Below are 20,780 nucleotides of genomic sequence, written 5' to 3' on the forward strand. Positions count from 1 at the left end.
TGGGTTTCCATGACCCAGTTTTTCTTACCCCAGGCAGAGGCTTTCGATCTTGCCGCCCCCGAGGGCTCGGGCACTATGCGGCAAAACTTCAGGAGCACACGATGACCGATCTGACACTCTACGACTGCCTGGAGAGCGGTAACGGGCACAAGGTTCGCCTCATGCTCAGCCTGCTCGACATCGATTACAAACTGGTCCTGAAGGACATCCACAAGGGCGAAACCAGGACGCCGGAATTCCTGGCGATCAACCCGGTCGGACGCATTCCGGCCCTGCAGTTTGCCGATGGTCGCGTGCTGGCGGAATCGAATGCGATCCTGTGCTATCTGGCCGAGGGTACGCCATTCCTACCGCAGGATCGGTTCGCCCGCGCACAGGTTCTGAGCTGGCTGATGTGGGAGCAATACGAGCACGAACCCAATATCGCCGTCGCCCGTTTCTGGGCGCACCATCTGGAGATGACGCCGGAGCGGATAAAGCTGATCGAGGAGAAGCGGGCAAAGGGGCGCAACGCCCTGTCTCTGATGGAGATGAATTTCTCCTATGCAAACTGGGCCGTAGGAAATGACCCGACCGTCGCGGACGTCTCACTGTACTCCTACACCAGTGTGGCCGAAGAGGGAGGCATCGACCTGGCCCCCTATCCAGCGGTCCGGAAGTGGCTGGACCGCGTCGCCGCCCTGCCCGGCTTCATCCCCATGACGCCCTTCGAGGAGACGCGGTGACATGCAACAGGCTGAGGATTTCCGGGCGGAAAGCCTTGCACTGCACGCACTGTTGAAGTCGATACCGCCGGACCATTTCGACGAACCGACTCAGTTCAAGGACTGGACGATCAACGATATCCTGCAGCACCTGCATTTCTGGAACGGCATGGCAGCGCTGCAGATCACCGATCCTGACACGCTCTCGACGCGAATCGATGACGCCCTGTCGAACCGGAACGGCATGCGCGCCTTTGAACGCGACTTTCTGAACGATCCGCGCGGCGCCGCACTGCTTGAGGCCTGGGCAGCCGACGTAACGCGAGTGGCGGGCCTGTATGCCGGCATCGATCCCAAGCGGCGTCTGTGCTGGGCCGGACCGGACATGAGTGCCCGGTCCTCCATGACCGCACGGCTGATGGAAACCTGGGCGCACGGTCAGGCGATCTACGACCATCTGGGCGTTGCGCGACAGAATGACGACCGGATTCGAAACATCGTTGTCCTGGGCATCAACACCTATGCCTGGAGCTTCTCCAACCGAGGGAAGGAGCCCCCTGCCCCTCCGCCGATGTTGCGCCTGACGGCCCCATCCGGCTCGGAATGGGTTTTCGGCGACGACGATACCGGCGGCCTGATCGAGGGACCGGCCGAAGCCTTCTGCCAAGTCGTCACCCAATGCCGGAACGTCGCGGACACCGCCCTTCGCGTATCGGGGGCCCATGCCGAAGCATGGATGGCCTGTGCGCAATGCTTCGCAGGCCCGCCGATGACGCCGCCGGCGCCCGGCACACGGCACATTCGATAGCATTCGTCCAAAACAAGACAGTTTGCGTCCCGAACATGTTCCGCCAATGCGGAAATTGGCCTAAGCTGACGGGGCTGGTATCACATGTCCGTCTCATGAATCCGATCATTGCCGTCAGCGCTATCATTTCCGGGGTCGTCCTGTTGCAGGGCGGCATGGGATTGCTGACCGCTGTTCTGCCCCTGCGCATGAACGAGGCCGGGTTCACATCCACCGAGATCGGCATCATGGCGGCGGGGTTTTCCGCCGGTTTCCTGGGCGGCTGCATCTATGCGCCACGCCTGATTGCGCGCATCGGCCATATCCGTGCCTTTTCCGCCTTCGCGACGATCCTGTCGGCCTTCACCCTCGCCTTTGCCATCGACACATCGCTGGTACTCTGGACCGGGGCACGCCTGATTTCCGGCATCTGTTTCGCGGGCCTTCTGACCGTGTCCGACAGCTGGATTTCGGGGGAAACGGACAAGTCCGTCCGCGGGCGTGTCATGGGTGCCTACATGGTCCTCTACAAGCTGGCGCAAGCATCCGGGCCGCTGATCTTCACCTTCGCCTCGATCACGGGGAACTGGCACTTCATGCTGGTCAGCGCCCTGTTTTCCCTGTCGCTGGTGCCGGTCGCCCTGCGGCATGGCGGGAATCCAACGCCGCCCAGCAACGAACGCATGGGGCTGCTGAGTGTCTATCGCACCACCCCTCTGGCCATCGTAGGCTGCATCTGCCTCGGCATGTCCAACAGCCCGCTGAACAATCTGATGCCGCTCTACGCGGTCGAGATCGGGCTCGGCGTCTCAGGCGCTGCGATCCTGAGTTCCGCCCTGCAACTGGGCGCGCTGCTGCTGCAATGGCCGATGGGATGGGCCTCCGACAAGACCGACCGTCGCAAGGTCATGATCTTCGGGATGGCCGCTGTTGCAGGTTTCAGCATCGTTCTGGCCATCACACCGGATCTGCCGATCTGGGCGACTACAGCCATCGTTTTCGTCGTCGGCGGGTTCGCCATGTCAATCTATCCAGTGCTTCTGTCCCATGCCGGCGACTTTGTCGCGCCGGCCAAAATGGTGCCACTCTGCGCGACACTGATGTTGGCCTTCGCCTTCGGCATGACGATCGGACCCTTGACGGCCTCGGCGCTGATGGACCTGGTCGGTCCGGCGGGCCTCTTCATGCACTCGATCTTCTTCTGCGGTTTCTTCATCCTGTTCGCGCTGTATCGCATGATGCGGCGTTCGGCGCCGCCCGCCGAGGCACGGCCAGCCTATGTCAACATGCCGGCCAGTTCGACGGCGATCTCGCAACTGGACCCGCGGGCGCCGCACCCGGAAGTCGACGAAAGCATCGAAGCCGCCTTCGGCCGCGACGAACTGAACGGCGGGGAGGATGTCCCGCATTACAGCCCGTCGACCAAATAGGCCAAGCTATCAGAACCAACTGCAATTGAATGAACCACGGCGCATGCCGTAGTCTCCCGCCCAGGAACGGATCGGGGAGGAACACCATGCGCGAATATCGGATCGCCGCCATACCGGCCGACGGCATCGGGCCGGAGGTCATCGAGGCGGGGCAGGCCGTACTGGAAGCGTTGCAGGCGCGCATGGGCGATATCGCATTCCGATTCGAGACCTTTGACTGGGGTTCGGATTACTACAAGAAGCACGGAGCGATGATGCCGACGGACGGCATGGAGCGCCTGAAAGCATTCGATGCGATCTATTTCGGCGCTGTCGGCGCGCCGGACGTGCCGGATCACATCACGCTATGGGGGCTGCGACTGCCGATCTGTCAGGGGTTCGACCAGTATGCCAATGTCCGGCCGACCCGGATCATGCCCGGTATCTCGTCCCCCCTTCGCAATGTCGGGCCCGGCGATCTCGACTGGGTCATTGTCCGCGAGAACTCGGAAGGGGAGTATTCGGGCCATGGCGGCCGTGCCCATCGCGGGATGCCGGAAGAGGTCGGGACCGAAGTTGCGATCTTCACCCGGACCGGGGTCGCCCGGATCATGCGCTATGCCTTTCAACTGGCCCGGAAACGTCCGCGCAAACTGCTGACCGTTGTCACGAAATCCAACGCCCAGCGCCACGGCATGGTAATGTGGGACGAGATCGCGGCCGAAGTGGCACAGGAGTTTCCAGACGTCACCTGGGACAAGATGCTGGTCGATGCCATGACCGTGCGCATGACTTTGAAGCCGCAAAGCCTGGATACGATCGTCGCCACCAATCTGCATGCCGACATCCTGTCGGACCTGGCGGGTGCGCTGGCCGGCAGCCTGGGGGTCGCACCGACCGCCAACATCGATCCGGAACGCCGGTTTCCTTCGATGTTCGAACCAATCCATGGCTCCGCTTTCGACATCACCGGAAAGGGGGTCGCCAACCCGATCGCCACCTTCTGGACCGGGGCCCAGATGCTGGAACACCTGGGAGAGCCGGACGCCGCCGCGCGTCTGATGCGGGCGGTGGAGCAGGTCTGCGAGGCGGGCATTCGAACGCCCGATGTCGGCGGCACGGCTACAACACGGGAAGTCACCGATGCCGTGATCGGCGCCATTCGTGGATCGAACGTCTGATCCGATTAGCCGGCGGTCACCGCGAAACACCCCTCAAATCTTTCGGGTCCGTGCATTGCCGTTGAGGCGAGTACGATCCTGCCCCAAATCGTCCCATACGTGCTAAGGTCGGAAAAACCTAGGTGTCGAAGCGTTTGTAATTGCAGGGAAGAGTCATGCGGTTTCTTGTCATTGCCATTTTCTGGACAGGTCTTCTGTTTCAGGTTCATGCCGCCGCAAGCACCGGGGAGGTCCGCAAGGCGCTGGTCATCGGCAACGGCGCTTACGGTGTCGGGCCCCTGGCCAACCCGACGAATGATGCCCGGTCGATGCAGCAGGCCCTGGAGACATCAGGTTTCGACGTCACCCTCGTCACCGACCTTGGCTACCGCGACCTCCAGCGGGCGGTCGTCCGCTTCAGCCGCGACGTCCGCGCGGCGGGCGAGGATACCGTCGCCATGGTCTACTATGCCGGTCATGCGGTTCAGGCGAACGGCGAGAACTACCTGATCCCGATCGATGCGGACATTCAGGATTCCCTGGATCTGGAGATCCAGTCGCTGCGCCTCTCGACCGTTATGCAAAGCCTGGAGAGTGCCGGTAATCGCCTCAACATGGTGGTGCTCGACGCCTGCCGGGACAATCCCTTTCCCAGCCTCAGCCGGTCCGGCAGCCGCGGGCTGGCAAAGGTCGATGCCCCATACGGCACGCTTCTGGCCTATTCCACGGCCCCCGGCGACGTCGCGGCCGATGGCGCAGGACGCAACTCCCCTTACACCGCCGCACTGATCAAGGCCCTGATGATCCCCGGATTGCCGGTGGAACAGGTCTTCAAACGCGTACGTGTCGAGGTCATGGAACGCACCGGGAAGCAGCAGGTTCCCTGGGAGAGCTCCTCTCTGACAGGCGACTTCTTCTTCACCCCGGAACGCCCCGCCGTGACAGAAGCTGCACCGGCTGCGCCTGTATCGGCCGAGGATTCCAACGCCGATGCGGAAATCGAATTCTGGCGATCCATCGCCACCAGCAACGATCTTGCCCTGTTCGAAACCTATCTGGCGCAGTATCCGGACGGGCTTTTTGCCGGCATTGCCCGACAGCGCATCGACTCCCTGACCGCCGCGCGCGAGACACTCGAGGCGCAACAGGCCAGAGCCCTCCGGCTCGACGAAGCGAAAGCCTTCTGGGAGAGCGTCAAGGACAGCAAGGATCCGTCCCTGCTCACACCGTTGATCGAAAACTACGGCGATACCTTCTATGCGCAGCTTGCCCAGGTCCGTCAGCAGGCCCTGATCGATCAGGCGCAAATCAGCCAGCCCCAATCGAGCCAGCAGGAAACCTCCAGTTCGACACAGCAAGTTGCCGCCCTGCCGGATCAGGGCACCCCTGCCGCATCCCCGGAACCAGTCGCCCCGTCCGGAAGTCTCTGGCGCCTCGACTGGTCGGTCGGCAAGAGCCAGGGCAGCGATGCCTTCTGCCGGACCGGCGAGACGGCCTCGATCGATTTCGAACTGGTCGACGGGCAGTCATCGGGCCGACTGGAATCAAGCCAGGGGCACTACGCCAACCTGAAGATGACAGTCAACGATAGCGGACGCCTGCGGGTCGATGCACGGATACCCCGCTGGGTCCAGAGCCGGAACGTCTTCTTCCTGGATCTCGATGAAAGCGGCGACCGGATCGAATTCATCACCCCGAACGGGTTTTCCTGCATACTCATAATCGAACTGACCAAGCTCTAGAGCGAAACGGTCAGCCCGCAATAGCAAAAGGCCGGATCCACTGGACCCGGCCTTTCGCAAAACAAAGTCCAAACCGTCGATTAGCGCGAGTAGAACTCGACGACGAGGTTCGGTTCCATCTGCGCCGGGTAGGGAATGTCTTCCAGCTTCGGCGTGCGGGTGATGGAGGCGGTCAACTTGTTGTGGTCGACCTCGATGTATTCCGGAACTTCGCGCTCGGCGCTCTGGATGGCTTCCAGGACCAGCGGCATTTCGCGGGATTTCTGGCGAACTTCGATGACGTCACCGACGCGCACCTTGTAGGACGCGACCGTGACGCGACGGCCGTTCACGAGAACGTGGCCGTGGTTCACGAACTGACGGGCGGCAAAGACGGTCGGAACGAACTTCGCGCGGTAGACGATGGCGTCCAGGCGATGCTCCAGCAGGCCGACCAGGTTCTCACCCGTGTCACCGCGCAGGCGCGTGGCTTCTTCGTAGTATTTCCGGAAGCGCTTCTCACCGATGTTGCCGTAGTAGCCTTTCAGCTTCTGCTTCGCCATCAGCTGCGTACCGAAATCGGACGGCTTGCGGCGACGCTGGCCGTGCTGGCCCGGCGGGGTTTCGCGCTTGTTGAACGGGCTCTTCGGGCGGCCCCAGAGGTTGACGCCAAGGCGGCGGTCAATCTTGTGCTTTGCGTTGATACGCTTCGACATAGTGTACTCTCCCGTTGTCTCACGGTGTTGTGCCAAGTTGTCCCGGTAGTCCGATCCCAGCCCGCCGATTACGGCGTTCGAGTGGCGGGAGAGCGCATGGGGGCCTGGGCCCGACGCAATCCACATTCCCGGAAAGCGCGCCGAAGTATCAGCCCAATTGTGACTTGTCAAACCCCGATGGCGGAATTCCGCTATTCTCCACCCTGGATCAGACCGTCAACCACTTGCGAACGTCGGCCTCGACCATACCGGCCCTGTCAGTCGAATGCACGATTTCACCCCGATCCATGACGAAAAATCGGTCGCCGAGATCGCGGGCGAAATCGAAATACTGCTCCACCAGCAGGATCGCCATGCCGCCCTTGCCCCGCAGATGCGCGATTGCCCGGCCGATATCCTTGATGATCGATGGCTGGATCCCCTCCGTCGGCTCGTCCAGGACCAGCAGTTTCGGCCGCGTCACCAGCGCCCGGCCGATTGCAAGCTGCTGCTGCTGCCCGCCGGACAGATCGCCGCCGCGCCGCGCCAGCATATCCCCGAGCACCGGGAACAGGTCGAACACCTCGTCGGGGATTGTCCTCTGAGCGCGTGGCAGGGGCGCGAAGCCGACTTCCAGATTCTCACGAACGGTCAGGAGCGGGAATATCTCGCGCCCTTGCGGAACAGAAGCCACCCCCAATCTGGCTCTCTGATCCGGGCGGAGCCCCTGTAACTCCCGCTCCTGCCATCCGATCCGCCCCCCGGATATTCTTTGGCGCCCGACAATCGCGCGCAGCAGACTGGTCTTGCCCACGCCGTTCCGTCCCAGCAGGCAGGTCACCTCCCCCGGTTGGGCCCGGAGGGAAACCTTCGCCAGGGCCTGGGCGGCGCCGTAATGAAGGTCGACATCCTCGACGTTCAGCATGCCGTCCCCTCCCTATCGGCCCAGATAGACTTCAACGACACGCGGGTCGGCGCTGACGTGATCCAGGCTGCCCTCCGACAGTACCGACCCCTCGTGCAGCACCGTTACACGGACATCCAGCATGCGGACAAAGTCCATGTCATGTTCGACAACGATCACCGACCGCTCACCGGCAATGCCGCGCAGCAATTCGGCTGTCTCTCTGGTCTCGTCATCGGTCATGCCCGCCGCGGGTTCATCGACCAGCAGCAGTTCCGGCTCCTGTGCCAGCAACATGCCGATCTCCAGCCATTGCTTCTGCCCGTGCGACAGATCGGCCGCGGCCTCGTACCGCCGGTCCGCCAGTCTTATCAGGTCCAGCAACGCGTCAATGCGGGCCTGTTCGGTCCGGCTGCCAGTGGCGAGAAGGGTGGCAAAGACACCGCGTTCCGCTTTCAGCGCCAGCCGCAGATTGTCTTCGACGGTGTGGGTTTCGAACACGGTCGGACGCTGAAACTTGCGGCCGATGCCAAGCCTCGCAACACTTGCTTCATCTTCCCGGGTCAGATCGACCTCCCCCTTCCAGAGAACGTCGCCGGTGTTGGGCCGGGTTTTCCCGGTGATGATGTCCATCATCGTCGTTTTCCCGGCACCGTTCGGACCGATAACCGCACGCAATTCACCCGGTTCGATGTAGAGGGACAGATTGTTGATCGCCTTGAACCCGTCGAAAGAGACGGTGACATTGTCCAGATAGAGGAGCGCGTTGGTTTCCTTCATCGCAACATCCTTCCCGCGCGCGCTGCGCCGAGTTTCTCCAGCAGCAGTTTGACCTTCCCGGCCCCGCCCGCATCGCCGCGCAGCAGCCCCATCACCCCTTTCGGCATGAACAGGGTGACACCGACGAACAGCGCGCCCAGGGCGAACAGCCAGATTTCGGGGAACCAGCCCGTGAACAAGGTTTTGGCCCCGTTGACGATGACCGCCCCCAGCACCGCGCCGATCAACGTCCCGCGCCCACCGACTGCCACCCAGACAACAATTTCAATCGAGTTCGCGGGACTGAATTCGCTGGGATTGATGATGCCGACCTGCGGCGTGTAGAGCGCACCGGCGACCCCCGCCAACATGGCCGACAGGACGAAAACGAACAGTTTGTAGCCTTCGACACGGTATCCTAGGAACCGGGTCCGGCTTTCGGCGTCACGGATCGCCACCAGCACTTTCCCGGCCTTTGAGGTAACCACGAAGCGGCAGATCGAATAGCCCAGACCCAGTGCCGCGACACTGACCACGAACAGGCCGCATCGGGTCACGTCGCTTTGCAGGTTGAAGCCCAGAATGTCCTTGAAGTCGGTCAGGCCGTTATTGCCGCCAAACCCCATCTCGTTTCGGAAGAAGGCCAGCATCAGGGCAAACGTCATCGCCTGCGTGATGATCGACAGATAGACACCCGTGACGCGGCTGCGGAAGGCGAACCAGCCAAATACAAAGGCCAGCAGGCCCGGTACCGCGACGGTCATCAACAGCGCAAAGGGAAAGGAATCGAAGCCGTACCAGAACCACGGCAGTTCCTGCCAGTTCAGGAACACCATGAAGTCCGGCAGGACCGGATCACCGTAGACACCCCGAGGCCCGATCTCGCGCATCAGATGCATGCCCATGGCATAGCCGCCCAACGCGAAGAAGGCGCCATGTCCCAGGGACAGGATCCCGCAATAGCCCCAGATCAGATCGATGGAGAGTGCCAGCAAGGCATAGCAGACATACTTTCCGAACAGCGAGACGCCGTAGCTCGGCACATGCAGGAAGGATCCGGGGGGCACGGCTAGGTTCAGCACCGGCACGATGATCGCCGCCGCGACCAGCACCATGAGAAATGCCTGGGAGCGCATCGCCACGGCCCGGCCGATCAAGGAGGTTTCCGCCATGTCAGGACTCCACCGCCCGGCCCTTCAGCGGGAACAGGCCCCGCGGCCGTTTCTGGATGAACAGGATGATGAAGACCAGCACCAGAACCTTGGCCAGCACCGCACCGGAGAACGGCTCCAGGAACTTGTTCGCAATGCCGAGCGAGAACGCCCCTGCCAGAGCGCCCCACAGATTGCCGGCCCCACCGAAGACGACGACCATGAAGCTGTCGACGATGTAGCCCTGCCCCAGATTTGGGGAGACATTGTCGATCTGGCTGAGCGCGACCCCGGCGAGGCCCGCGACCCCGGCACCCAGGCCGAAGGTCAGCGCGTCGACCATGCCGCTGCGTACGCCCATATCCGATGCCATGGCCCGGTTCTGGGTAACTGCGCGCATCTGCAGACCTATTGCGGTCTTCTTCAGCAACAGCAGCAACCCAGCAAAGACCGCCAGGGCGAAGACCAGAATCCAGAGCCTGTTATACGTGATGGTCAGATAACCGAGTTCGAACCCGCCCGTCATCCAGGAGGGGTTGCCGACCTCCTTGTTTGTCGGACCGAAGATCGACCGCACCGTCTGTTGCAACAGCAGGCTGATTCCCCAGGTCGCCAGCAGTGTTTCCAGTGGCCGACCATACAGAAAGCGCACCACGCCCCGCTCGATTGCGATCCCGACCGCGCCGACGATGACGAAGGCCAGCGGGGCCGCGATCAACAGCGAGTAGTCGAAGAGATGCGGCGCCGCATTCCGGATCCCGTCCTGCACCACGAATGTCGTATAGGCGCCCAGCATGACCAGTTCACCATGCGCCATGTTGATCACGCCCATCACGCCGAAGGTGATCGCCAGCCCGATTGCCGCCAGCAGCAGGACGGAACCCAAAGAAAGCCCGTACCAGACATTCTGGCCCAGCGCCCAGAACTGCAGTTCCTTGTCGATGGCGGCTGCCGCCTTCCCGGCCGCCTCCGCAACCGTCGGGTCCGGATCGCCGGCCACGCCGGACAGAAGGGACATCATGCTGCGCCCGCCACGCGCCGTCAGCGCCTCGATGGCCGCCAGCCGGTCCGCCGACGGCGCATCGGTATCGTACAGGACGATGGCGGACCGCGCCGCGATCATCACGTCGCGAATATGGGCCATCTCCTCTGCCTCGATGGCGGCCTCCAGGGCGTCGAGCCCGGATGGATCGCGCTCCTTGAGCAGGGACTGGGCGGCACTGAGCCTTTGTTTCGGATCGTCAGACCGCAACGTCAGGGACCCCAGAAGCGCGTCGATCTGGCCGCGCATGGAATTGTTGACGATGATCCGATCGAGCGCGGTCTTGGACAGGGTTTCCACCTCGTCCCCGGAAACCAGATCGTAGAGTGTGAAAGTGCCGCCCTTGCGCACCGCGCGAAAATAGGCCCCATCGGATTTGCGCCGGTAGAGGTCCCCTGCCCCCAATGTCTTCAGCAATGGCACGACCATCGGGTCGTCGATGGCGGCGATGGCAGAAACGGCCTTGGCCTTCTGCCTGAAGTTTCGGGTGTCGAGCTCTTCCAGCAGCGGGCTCAAACGCGGGTCCGTCTGGGCCCAGGCTGTGGCCGTGCCCCCCATGGTCAACCCGAGCCAAAGCCCGGCGAAAAGCATCAGTCGCAAGGCAGACGCCATGTCTTCCTCCGCCGCGCGTGGGCGCACCGTTACGATGTTGATCGGATGAGGTCGGTCGAAGGCAGCAGGGGCATGGGCAGGATGCCCATGCCCCTGCAGGAACGATTTACTGGCCCTGCATGCCGCCGCAGGTGCCGGATGCGGTGTTGAAGTTGCCGCAGTTCATTGGCGCCCGCCAATCCGAGATCAGGTCCTTGGAATCCGGAAGGTAGTCGGACCAGGCATCGCCGACCACAAGCCCGGGCGTCTCGAAGACCGTCGCGAACTGACCGTCGTCCTGAATCTCGCCGATCAGAACGGGCTTCGTGATGTGGTGGTTCGGCATCATTGCTGAGTAGCCGCCGGTCAGATTTGGAACCGCGACGCCGACGATGGAATCGATCACCGCGTCCGGCGCCGTCGTACCGGCCTTCTCGACTGCCTTGACCCACATGTTGAAGCCGATGTAATGCGCTTCCATAGGATCGTTGGTCACGCGGTCTTCGTCGCCGATGAAGCTGTGCCAGGCCTCGATGAACTCTGCATTCTCCGGCGTATCGACCGACATGAAGTAGTTCCACGCGGCCAGATGTCCAACCAGCGGCCCGGTGTCGATCCCCGCTAGTTCCTCTTCGCCGACCGAGAAGGCGACGACAGGGATGTCGGAAGCCTCAATGCCCTGGTTCGCCAGTTCCTTGTAGAACGGCACGTTGGCGTCGCCGTTGATCGTGGAGACGACGGCGGTCTTCTTGCCGGCCGACCCGAAGGCCTTGATATCGGCGACGATGGTCTGCCAATCGGAATGACCGAACGGCGTGTAGTTGATCATGATGTCTTCTTCGGCGACGCCACGGTCCTTCAGATAGGTCTCAAGGATCTTGTTGGTCGTCCGCGGATAGACATAGTCCGTGCCGGCCAGAACCCAGCGCTCCACACCCTCGACCTCGGCCAGATAATCGACGGCTGGAATGGCCTGCTGGTTCGGGGCCGCGCCGGTATAGAACACGTTGCGCTGGCTCTCTTCCCCTTCGTACTGCACCGGGTAGAACAGCAGCGAGTTCAGTTCCTCGAAGACCGGCAGGACCGACTTGCGGCTGACCGACGTCCAGCAACCGAACACGACATCGACCTTTTCGACCTCGATCAGTTCGCGTGCCTTTTCCGCGAAGAGCGGCCAATCGGAGGCCGGGTCCACGACCACCGCCTCAAGCTGCTTGCCGAGCACGCCGCCCTTCTTGTTCTGCTCTTCGATGAGCATCAGCATTGCGTCTTTCAGCGTGGTTTCCGAAATCGCCATCGTTCCCGAGAGCGAATGCAGAACCCCGACCTTGATCGTATCCTGGGCAATGGACGTCCCCATAACGCCCGCATACCCGGCGAGACCGGCAAGTGCGGCCCCCATGAGTTTCATTGATTTCATCGCTGTCCCCTGTTCGAAATGCGGCCCGTTTCGAGCCAATATTGCAACCGCGATACCGCAGCGCAGCATTTCTCCGCAAGTTCCATGCCATCACCAGAATCTGTCGGAAAATCCTGTTTAACTATATGATTTATAATATTTTACCTGATACTCATTCTCTCGAACAACACGAGCTTTCCAACCTCACATTCACAAAAATGTCTAATATTTCACCATGATATTTCGCATATGCAGCAAATGGTCTATTTTTAGTCATTTCTTGAAGATTGATCTTTCCTTGCTGGATTCCGCTTGTCCATTCGTGGATAGATAGAAACAAACCTACATCCACATAAAAACGAGAACGTCCGATGTGACGTCCCATGCGGGGAGCCCCAATTGCAGGCCGAGTTTCAAGCTTCTGCCGAGCATCAGGCAAATCAGTACCGGAACGGATTCGCGATGACCCTGCTCGGTGTCCTGCTGATCACGCCGGACGCCCTGATCGTGCGCCTGATCGATGCCGATGCCTGGACCATGGTGTTCTGGCGCGGCGTCCTGGTCCCGACGACGTTTCTTGGCTTTCTGACGTTACGCTACGGGCCATCCATGATCCGGGACAGTCTGAAGGTCGGCGGCCTGGCCGGCATCGGCGTTGCCTGCTGTTACACCGGCACGACATTCGGCTTCATGGGCGCGCTGCACCATACCAGCACCGCAAACACCCTGGTGATCCTGGCTGCGTCCCCCTTCTTCGCGGCGCTGCTGTCCCGGCTGATCCTGAAGGAGCGTACGCCGCCGCAGACCTGGGCTGCGATCGTTGTCGGCTTCATCGGTATATCGATCGTGATGTCGGAGGGCCTGAACGGCCACAGCGCCGGGGGGCACGGCAGTCAGCCGAGCCTGCAGGGCGATGCAATGGCGCTCTTCGCAGCGCTCATGCTGGCGTCCAGCTTCGTTCTGATCCGGCGCCGCAAACAGGTGAACATGGTTCCGGCGACCGCGGTCGGGGGCTATCTTGCAGCCCTTCTGGCCCTGCCATTTGCCAGCCCTCTGGCCCTGGACCACAACCAGGCGGCCCTGATCGCCTTTCTCGGGCTCTTCCTGCTGCCGATCTGTTTCGGACTGATTGCCCTGGGGCCGCGCCGCCTTCCCGCGGCGGAGGTCAGCCTGCTGTTGCTCCTGGAAACCATTATCGGGCCGATCTGGGTCTGGGCTATCCTCGACGAAACGCCAGGGCTCTATGCCCTGATCGGCGGCGCGGTGGTTCTGGGATCCCTGTCGGCCCATGCGGTATGGCGGCTCAAAAGGCGGCCGGTCGCGCCACCAGACCCCGCTTAGGCGGCGGCCTCGATCGCAGCCGCAATCCGGGCAATCACCTGGTCGATCAGGGCGGGATCGTCCGCCTCCGCCATCACCCGGATCACCGGCTCGGTACCGGAGGGTCGTATCACGAGCCGACCGTTTCCGTTGAGCGTGCTTTCCGCCTCTTCGATCGCACGCTTGACCGGTGCGGCGTCCAGCGGCTTTCCGCCGGAATACCGGACATTGTGCAGTTTCTGCGGGACCGGCGAGAATACCCGGCTGAGGGCACTCATCGGCTTGCCCTGGCGAGCCGCGACGGCCAATACCTGCAGCGCGGCAATCAGCCCGTCGCCGGTCGTGGCATAGTCGCTGAGGACGATGTGACCTGACTGCTCGCCCCCCAGATTGCAGGATTGCGCGCGCATCGCATCGACGACATAGCGATCCCCGACCTTGGTGCGTACGAGGCCGATCTCCCGACCGGCAAGAAAGCGCTCGAACCCCAGATTGGACATCACCGTGGCAACGACATCGCCACGCAACAATCCGGAGGCATTCCAGGAATCCGCGATCAACGCCATCAGTTGATCGCCATCCACAACGCGGCCGTTTTCGTCACAGACGATTAGGCGATCCGCATCGCCGTCCAGCGCCAGACCGATATCCGCCCCATGCGCCATCACGGATTCACACATTGCCGTCGGCGATGTCGCCCCACAGTGTGCATTGATGTTCTTGCCGTTCGGGCTCACGGCGATGGGAACAACCGTGGCCCCCAGTTCCCGCAACACGATCGGTGCAACCTTATAGGCCGCACCATGGGCGCAATCGACGACGATCTTGATGCCTTCCAGGCTCAGTTCTTCCGGAAAGGTCCGCTTCACGGCCTCGATATAACGTCCGGCCGCGTCGTCGATCCGGGTCGCACGGCCGATATCCTCCGGCGCGGCACGATCCTCCACGCCCTCGTCCATCAGGCGTTCGATCTCGATCTCGGTTTCGTCGGACAATTTGTAGCCATCGGGCCCGAACAGCTTGATGCCGTTATCCCGGTAGGGGTTGTGCGAGGCGGATATCATCACACCGACATCGGCGCGCATCGACCGGGTCAGCATCGCGACCGCCGGCGTCGGCAACGGCCCCAGCAGCATCACGTCCATACCCATGGCGCTGAACCCTGCCGTCAGGGCATTTTCCAGCATATAGCCAGAAAGCCGCGTATCCTTGCCGATGACGACGCGATGGCGATGCCCCCCGCGCCGAAAATGCGCCCCCGCCGCCAGGGCAAGACGCAAAACCGTGTCGACCTCGATGGGTGCGCTGTTCGCCGTGCCGCGAATTCCATCTGTCCCGAAATACCGGCGAGACATTCCAAACTCCATACTGCAATGAGGTCCTATCTATGCGGCGAAGTCCCGGCAGAAGCAAGGTTTGAACGCTTGCTCCACAGGGTGTAAGCGGGCCATTCTTCGCGGCAGGCGGAGTTGTATCGGGGGCCAGCATGACCAATGAAGATGACGGGACGACGGGTGTGCCGGTCCTGTCGGTCGTCATTCCAATGTATAACGAGGAAGATGGACTGTCCGTCCTTCTGGACCGCCTATGCCCTGTTCTGGATGCATTGGGAGAGTCATACGAAATCGTCTGCATCGACGACGGCAGCCGGGACGGCACCTTGGCGGCACTCAAAGCCGCGCAGGAGCGGGTACCTCAGATTGTTGCCGTGGAACTGTCCCGCAACTTCGGAAAGGAATCGGCCCTCAGCGCCGGTCTTGATCTTGCGCGGGGACAGGCCGTGATCCCATTCGACGCCGACCTGCAGGACCCGCCCGACCTTATCCCTGCCCTCGTCGCGAAGTGGCGCGAGGGGTTCGATGTCGTCCTGGCCCGGCGCGAAAACCGAAAGGCGGAGGGACACCTGAAACGGTTTACGGCCTGGGCGTTCTATCGCACACACAACGTCCTAGCCGAACATCCGATCCCGAACAATGTCGGCGATTTTCGCCTCATGGACCGCCGGGTCGTCGATGTCCTGAAGCAACTGCCGGAAAGGCGCCGCTTCATGAAGGGCCTTTTCGCCTGGGTCGGGTTCAAGACCGCCACCATCGACTTCGAACGGGCCGCCCGGGCCGCCGGCGACACGAAATGGAACTACTGGAAGCTATGGAACTTCGCACTTGAGGGGATTACCTCCTTCTCCAGCCTGCCGCTGCGCTTCTGGTCCTATGTCGGCGCGGCGGTGGCGGCGATCTCCTTTCTTTACGCCGCCTTCATTGTTCTGTTCACCCTGTTCGCGGGCATAGACGTGCCGGGTTATGCCTCGCTGCTGGTGATTGTCCTGTTCCTCGGCGGACTCCAGCTACTGTCACTGGGCCTGTTGGGTGAGTATGTCGGCCGCATCTATGCCGAGGTCAAAGGAAGGCCGCTGTACGTTTTACGGCGGGTTCATCGCAGCGACGATGCGGAGAACAGGTCGTCAGATGCCTAGTCTTCCCCGTTTAAGCGCGACTGCGTGGTTCTGGATTGCAATCGGCGGCATCATCGCCATACGGATCGTCGCGGTGGCGTTCTATCCGGCGACCGGGTTTCCCGACCGGTTCGGCTATCTGGCCTACGCCGAGACGATCCTGACCGGGACCGAGTGGCTGCACCAAGCCTATGACGGGTCCCCGCTGCCGGGGACCGCGTTCCGGGCGCCCGGTTACCCCTTGATCCTGGCCGGGCTACAGATTCTGTTCGGCCAACAGGGTTTCGCGTTGGCCGTCCAAATTCTGCAATGCGCCGCGACCATTCTGGCTTGCCTGCCGCTGTTCGGTGCGGCGCATCGTCTGGTTGGACCAGCGGCGGCGGCCCTGACGGTGCTGGGGTTCGGACTATCGGTGACCATAGCCTATGAAATGTCGATCCTGCCGGACGCATTCTTGATCGCCGCTTGGATCACACTTCTGTCCATCACGGCGATCCATTGGCTGGACAGGCGCCCGATGAAGCCCGCGGCAGCCTTGCTGCTTGGCCTGTTAGCCATCTATGTGGTGATGGCGCGCGGCAACGGACTGCATCTTCTGTTGCTCACACTGCCAGTCGTCTTGTTGGCGACTTGCCAGCCCGGGCAAAGTCGCGATCTTCGAGCCGTGTCGCTGCTTCTTGTCTATCTGCCGGGCTTCCTAGCCTATGGTGCCGTTAGCCTATGGAACGAATATCGGACCGGCGAGCGGTTCTTCACCACAGGCGGTCAGATCGCCATGGTGCAGCCGGTGATCCGCATGGCGGAGTTGGGGGCCTCCCCCTTTGTCGGCGACGATCTGTTACGCCGCACGATCCGCGAACACGCGCCTGATCTGAGCTATGAACAAATCTATGATGTCGATCGCGCCCTTTCCGCCGAACACGGACTGACCCCCAATCAAATCGCCAACGCCAACGTTCGGCTCTATCTGGACACCGTCATCGCCTTTCCCGCTGCCTTCGCAAGAATGTGGATATCAAATTTCGACGACAAGTTCGCCATAGGTTTGGTGAACCCGGCTTTCGGTCTGCACGAGGCGCATCGATTGGTCCTCGGGGAAAGGGCCTTTCCAGGGTTTTCCGCCATTCTGAAACGCGGCGAAGGCAGCATCGCGGCCATTCCCTATGCGATCCTCTATGCTTTGGGCATGCTGGTTTCCATCGTGATTTTTGCTGCCGCGGCCCTTGGTACCCCCATACGTTTGGCCCTGGCTTGGCGACAGGGCACGCTGGATCGGCGGGCGGTTCTGTCGGCGGCGCTATGGATCACTTGCGCAGCGGTCATCGCCTATTACTGCGCGCTGTTTCTGGTCTTGCGTTACGTCATCATGTTAAGCCCCTTCCTGATCGCCATTGGCGTCTGGACCCTGACCCGCCCTGCAAAACAATCGGAGAGCGCCGCATGAGCGCCGAACGCCGTCACGGACTTTGGCACCTGCTGTCCCGGGCCGGTGTGTATGACACGCTGCAGGCGGTTCTGGGGGCGGAGAAGTGGCGCCGCGCCCTGATCGAGGATCATGCCAAGCCCTTGGCTGGGGAACGCATTCTGGACCTCGGTTGCGGGACCGGTGCGCTGCGCCGCTACGTTCGGCAGGCGGACTACCTGGGCATTGACCGGAATCCGGACTACATCGCCGCAGCGTCGGAACGGTACCCACCCGCATCCGATTGGATGGCGGCCGATGTCGCCGATCTGGCGGCAATCGAACCCGGCAGGTTCGACGTCGTCGTCGGCGCCGGGCTGCTGCATCATCTCGACGATACCGTCTCGCAGGAGATGATCAGGACGGCCGCTAGCCTGCTTAAGCCGGGCGGACGCCTGGCCATGCTGGACCCGGTCTTCATCGACGGTCAGCACCCCATCGCCCGCCGACTCGCCGAGTTGGATCGTGGATGCCATGTCCGGCGGCCGGATGAATACAGGGCTCTGCTGTCACCGGTCTTCCAATCGGTCGAAATCGTCATCCGCGATGACTTGCTGAACCTGCCATATAATCACGCGATCTCGATCGGCCGCAGGCCGAACCAAGGCGATCATGGAGCCTGAAACCTATCGCCACATGGCGACGGTCGAAGAAAGCCATTGGTGGTTCAAGGGACGGCGGCGCGTCGTGACGGCCGCTCTTCGGCGGCTCCTGGGCGATTTCAATCCCGACTGCCGCATCCTGGAACTCGGCTGCGGCGTCGGCGGCAATCTTGAGATGCTCTCACGGTTCGGACGTGTCGATGCCGTCGAACCGGATGCGTGGGCGGCGGGCAAATCGCGCGAGAAGGGATGTGCGGCCGTCCTGCAGGGTGCATTGCCCGATCACCTGCCGGAGGATTTGGCACCCGCCTATGACCTGATCGCGATGTTGGACGTGCTGGAGCATATCGACGATGCGCCCGGCGCCCTGGCGGCGATCCATGGCCGTATCGTGTCCAACGGCCGTCTGCTGCTTACCGTTCCCGCCTATCCGTGGATGTATGGCGACCACGACCGGCGCCACCATCATCTGCGGCGTTATACGCGATCCACACTGCGGGCCGAGCTGCGCGGCGCGGGTTTCGACATCTGTTTCATGGGGCATTTCAATCTGCTGCTGTTGCCACCCGCTGTCCTGGTGCGTCTTGCTCAGCGATATACGCCCTTTCTGAAAGGCGATGACGAAGCGCGCGGCGCGACCGGCCCCGCCAACACCGTGCTGAACGCCATCTTCGCCCTGGAATCGCCCCTGGCCGCCCGCATCCCATTCCCGGCCGGCCTGTCGATCCTGGCGGTCGCGCGGCCGCTCTAATACTCCAGCCGTCCCCGCATGTCCTCAAAAGGAATCATGACAGTGCCGCGATAGGCAGGACGCGCGGTCAGCCGCGCATACATCGCTTCGACCCCCGGCACCGAAGGGCGTTCAATATCCAGTTCGAAGTATCGGTACAGATGCGTGCCGATAACGATGTCCGCCAGTGTCGGCTTGTCCCCCAGCAGGAAGAACCGGTCGCCGATTTCCCGTTCCAGCAGCGTCATATGCGCGGAGCATCGTTGGATCTTGGCGCGGATGGCGGCCTTGTCCTGCTTGTCCTCCGGTGTGCGGAACCCTCGCCAGAACACCCCTTCCAGAAAGTCCGGCTGCAGGACCGTCTGCCCCCAGTCCATCCACTGTTCGATCCGGGCACGCTCCGCCGGTTTCGACGGCCAGAAGTCCGGCGCCCCGAAGGTCGCGGCCAGATAGCGCAGAATGGTATGCGATTCCCAGATCGCGGTGCCATCATGCAGAAGCACGGGCACCTTTCCATGCGGATTCATCCGCCTGAATTCCGGGTCATCCAGCCCGCCATGGGCGCCGCCTTTTTCAATGTGACGGTGTTCCAGCCCCAGTTCGGCGACGAACCACAGAACCTTTTGAACATTGAACGCGGATCGACGGCCGTAGACTGTCAGCATCCTGCACCTTCACTCCAGACTGTTGAGCTGCGCCTTGAACGACAGGCTCGCGGCGGTGAAGCCGCCATCCCCGCCGTCCACGAAATGGACGTGTTCGCCCTCGTCCAGATTAAACACCAGACAGGTCATCAATGCATGATCCGCGCGGTGAGTGCCATATACAATCTCGCCGACCTCTCGCAGCCGTTCCAGCAAGGCCTCGATGGCATCGGCCTGCTCCGGTGAACAATCCAGCGTCAGTCGCAACACGTCATCGAAACGCCGATAATCGGAATTGGCGCGCAACTCCTTTCGATAGGATGGCGCATCGTATCCGCCAGCCGACCAGTTGAACTTTTCGAGCAGGAACTGAACGAGGCTTTCGAACAGCAGCCACAGGTAACGTCGCCAGGTCGGTCGCTGCCCCCGTGTCAGACGGGCTTCCATGCGCAAGCCGTTCGGTATCCAGCGGAACCGCATCGTCTTCACCGTAACCGGACTCGCCGAAGTGAGGTCTCCACCGAGTATGCGTTCCACCTCCTGCAGGACCCCGTTATAGACCGAACGCCGGGCCTCAGGATCCCGGGGCCGCGCTAGGACGATCAGGCACAGCATGACGCCCAAGCGCGCATTCAGGGGTTCCCAGCGGCAGGACAGACCGGTCATGTCCGGTTCTTTGGCCAGTGAGTCCACCGAGAAGCGGTAGCGCCCGCCCTCCACCGGATCAGACTTGATCAGACGCTCTGCCCGCAACACGCCCCCGCCGCCGGCAGCGGCCAGCTCGTTGCCCGGGGACAGACGCAGTTTGCCCAGCGTCACGTCGACACCGTCCGCGCGCAGTTCACGGACCGCCACGGCACCGATACGGAGTTCCAGGTCGAACTCCCGCCGTGCAAGGTTCGCCGCACCCAGCAGGGCGGACCGTATCGGATCGAGCAACGAGCCCGGAATGAGCAATGTCGCCCCGTCCCCACCGAAGATATAGGCTATATCGATATCCGGGGCCACATCCGCAGCCGCATTGCAGGCGGCCGTGATGCACGCCGCGCCCAGCATGTTGACGTCCTTGTAACGACCCTCCGCGATGGCGCGCGTCGACCCGCGAATGTCGGCCAGAACCACGTGCCAATCGTCCGGCACCGGCAAAAAGGCCGACGGATCCGCCACCCGGTCGAAATCCTCGAAAGGCGGCAAGTCGGTATAGAAGCGGTCGTCATGCGCCGCCGGTCTTGCCATGGAACGGCTCCC

19 protein-coding genes are annotated in these 20,780 nt (G+C 62.1%); 10 read left to right on the forward strand and 9 right to left on the reverse strand.

Annotation, left to right across the window (positions count from 1 at the left end):
• Positions 1–101 precede the first annotated feature (101 nt).
• The 5 genes from R8L07_00005 (at position 102) to R8L07_00025 (ending at position 5,802) form a co-directional block, all read left to right on the forward strand.
• A complete protein-coding gene (locus R8L07_00005) occupies positions 102–725 on the forward strand; it encodes a glutathione S-transferase family protein (GenBank protein MDW3203894.1) in 624 nt (207 codons plus the stop codon).
• Position 726: 1 nt separating this feature from the next.
• On the forward strand, positions 727–1,512 hold the full coding sequence (locus R8L07_00010) for a TIGR03084 family metal-binding protein (protein ID MDW3203895.1): 786 nt from the start codon (positions 727–729) through the stop codon (positions 1,510–1,512).
• Positions 1,513–1,607: 95 nt separating this feature from the next.
• Complete coding sequence (locus R8L07_00015; protein ID MDW3203896.1) at positions 1,608–2,921, forward strand: MFS transporter; 1,314 nt, start codon at positions 1,608–1,610, stop codon at positions 2,919–2,921.
• 86 nt (positions 2,922–3,007) lie between these two features.
• The gene (locus tag R8L07_00020) at positions 3,008–4,081 is read left to right on the forward strand and encodes a tartrate dehydrogenase (protein ID MDW3203897.1); all 1,074 of its coding nucleotides are present in this window, start codon (positions 3,008–3,010) and stop codon (positions 4,079–4,081) included.
• 155 nt (positions 4,082–4,236) lie between these two features.
• A complete protein-coding gene (locus tag R8L07_00025; GenBank protein MDW3203898.1) occupies positions 4,237–5,802 on the forward strand; it encodes a caspase family protein in 1,566 nt (521 codons plus the stop codon).
• A gap of 80 nt (positions 5,803–5,882) precedes the next feature.
• Here the strand turns inward: R8L07_00025 and rpsD are convergent, their stop codons facing one another.
• The 6 genes from rpsD to urtA all read right to left on the reverse strand — a co-directional run bounded on the left by rpsD (position 5,883) and on the right by urtA (position 12,283).
• Positions 5,883–6,497, reverse strand: coding sequence for a 30S ribosomal protein S4 (gene rpsD, locus R8L07_00030; protein MDW3203899.1), 615 nt, complete (start codon positions 6,495–6,497; stop codon positions 5,883–5,885).
• A 208-nt stretch (positions 6,498–6,705) separates the two neighbouring features.
• Positions 6,706–7,401, reverse strand: coding sequence for an urea ABC transporter ATP-binding subunit UrtE (urtE, locus tag R8L07_00035; protein MDW3203900.1), 696 nt, complete (start codon positions 7,399–7,401; stop codon positions 6,706–6,708).
• Between the two features lie 12 nt (positions 7,402–7,413).
• Positions 7,414–8,160, reverse strand: a complete 747-nt coding sequence (gene urtD, locus R8L07_00040) for an urea ABC transporter ATP-binding protein UrtD (GenBank protein MDW3203901.1) — start codon at positions 8,158–8,160, stop codon at positions 7,414–7,416.
• Positions 8,157–9,311 (reverse strand): urea ABC transporter permease subunit UrtC, encoded by a 1,155-nt coding sequence (urtC, locus tag R8L07_00045; GenBank protein ID MDW3203902.1) that lies wholly within the window; start codon positions 9,309–9,311, stop codon positions 8,157–8,159. The genes urtD and urtC overlap by 4 nt, the downstream gene beginning before the upstream one ends.
• Before the next feature lies 1 nt (position 9,312).
• Positions 9,313–10,944, reverse strand: coding sequence for an urea ABC transporter permease subunit UrtB (gene urtB, locus R8L07_00050; GenBank protein ID MDW3203903.1), 1,632 nt, complete (start codon positions 10,942–10,944; stop codon positions 9,313–9,315).
• A gap of 106 nt (positions 10,945–11,050) precedes the next feature.
• A complete protein-coding gene (urtA, locus tag R8L07_00055) occupies positions 11,051–12,283 on the reverse strand; it encodes an urea ABC transporter substrate-binding protein (protein ID MDW3203904.1) in 1,233 nt (410 codons plus the stop codon).
• 501 nt (positions 12,284–12,784) lie between these two features.
• Between urtA and R8L07_00060 the strand changes: the two genes are divergently transcribed.
• Positions 12,785–13,663: a DMT family transporter gene (locus tag R8L07_00060; GenBank protein MDW3203905.1), complete on the forward strand. Its 879-nt coding sequence runs from the start codon at positions 12,785–12,787 to the stop codon at positions 13,661–13,663.
• Here the strand turns inward: R8L07_00060 and glmM are convergent.
• A complete protein-coding gene (glmM, locus tag R8L07_00065; GenBank protein ID MDW3203906.1) occupies positions 13,660–14,997 on the reverse strand; it encodes a phosphoglucosamine mutase in 1,338 nt (445 codons plus the stop codon). The two genes, R8L07_00060 and glmM, sit on opposite strands and share 4 nt — an antisense overlap.
• 131 nt (positions 14,998–15,128) lie before the next feature.
• Here glmM and R8L07_00070 point away from each other — a divergent pair, with 131 nt between their 5' ends.
• Genes R8L07_00070 through R8L07_00085 form a run of 4 tightly spaced genes read left to right on the forward strand, consistent with a single transcriptional unit; the run spans position 15,129 to position 18,909 of the window.
• Positions 15,129–16,115 (forward strand): glycosyltransferase family 2 protein, encoded by a 987-nt coding sequence (locus R8L07_00070; GenBank protein ID MDW3203907.1) that lies wholly within the window; start codon positions 15,129–15,131, stop codon positions 16,113–16,115.
• On the forward strand, positions 16,108–17,538 hold the full coding sequence (locus R8L07_00075; GenBank protein ID MDW3203908.1) for a hypothetical protein: 1,431 nt from the start codon (positions 16,108–16,110) through the stop codon (positions 17,536–17,538). Before R8L07_00070 ends, R8L07_00075 begins: the two co-directional genes overlap by 8 nt.
• Positions 17,535–18,179 carry a class I SAM-dependent methyltransferase gene (locus R8L07_00080; protein ID MDW3203909.1) on the forward strand — a complete coding sequence of 215 codons (645 nt, stop codon included), beginning with the start codon at positions 17,535–17,537 and terminating at the stop codon, positions 18,177–18,179. Before R8L07_00075 ends, R8L07_00080 begins: the two co-directional genes overlap by 4 nt.
• Positions 18,169–18,909: a class I SAM-dependent methyltransferase gene (locus R8L07_00085; GenBank protein ID MDW3203910.1), complete on the forward strand. Its 741-nt coding sequence runs from the start codon at positions 18,169–18,171 to the stop codon at positions 18,907–18,909. The genes R8L07_00080 and R8L07_00085 overlap by 11 nt, the downstream gene beginning before the upstream one ends.
• Here the strand turns inward: R8L07_00085 and R8L07_00090 are convergent.
• Together R8L07_00090 and R8L07_00095 are read right to left on the reverse strand one after the other, a co-directional pair.
• On the reverse strand, positions 18,906–19,553 hold the full coding sequence (locus R8L07_00090; protein ID MDW3203911.1) for a glutathione S-transferase: 648 nt from the start codon (positions 19,551–19,553) through the stop codon (positions 18,906–18,908). The genes R8L07_00085 and R8L07_00090 overlap by 4 nt on opposite strands.
• Before the next feature lie 9 nt (positions 19,554–19,562).
• A complete protein-coding gene (locus tag R8L07_00095; protein MDW3203912.1) occupies positions 19,563–20,768 on the reverse strand; it encodes a DUF3095 domain-containing protein in 1,206 nt (401 codons plus the stop codon).
• Positions 20,769–20,780: the final 12 nt, after the last annotated feature.

The sequence above is a fragment of the Alphaproteobacteria bacterium genome (assembly GCA_033344895.1).
GTDB lineage: Bacteria > Pseudomonadota > Alphaproteobacteria > UBA8366 > Aestuariispiraceae > Pacificispira.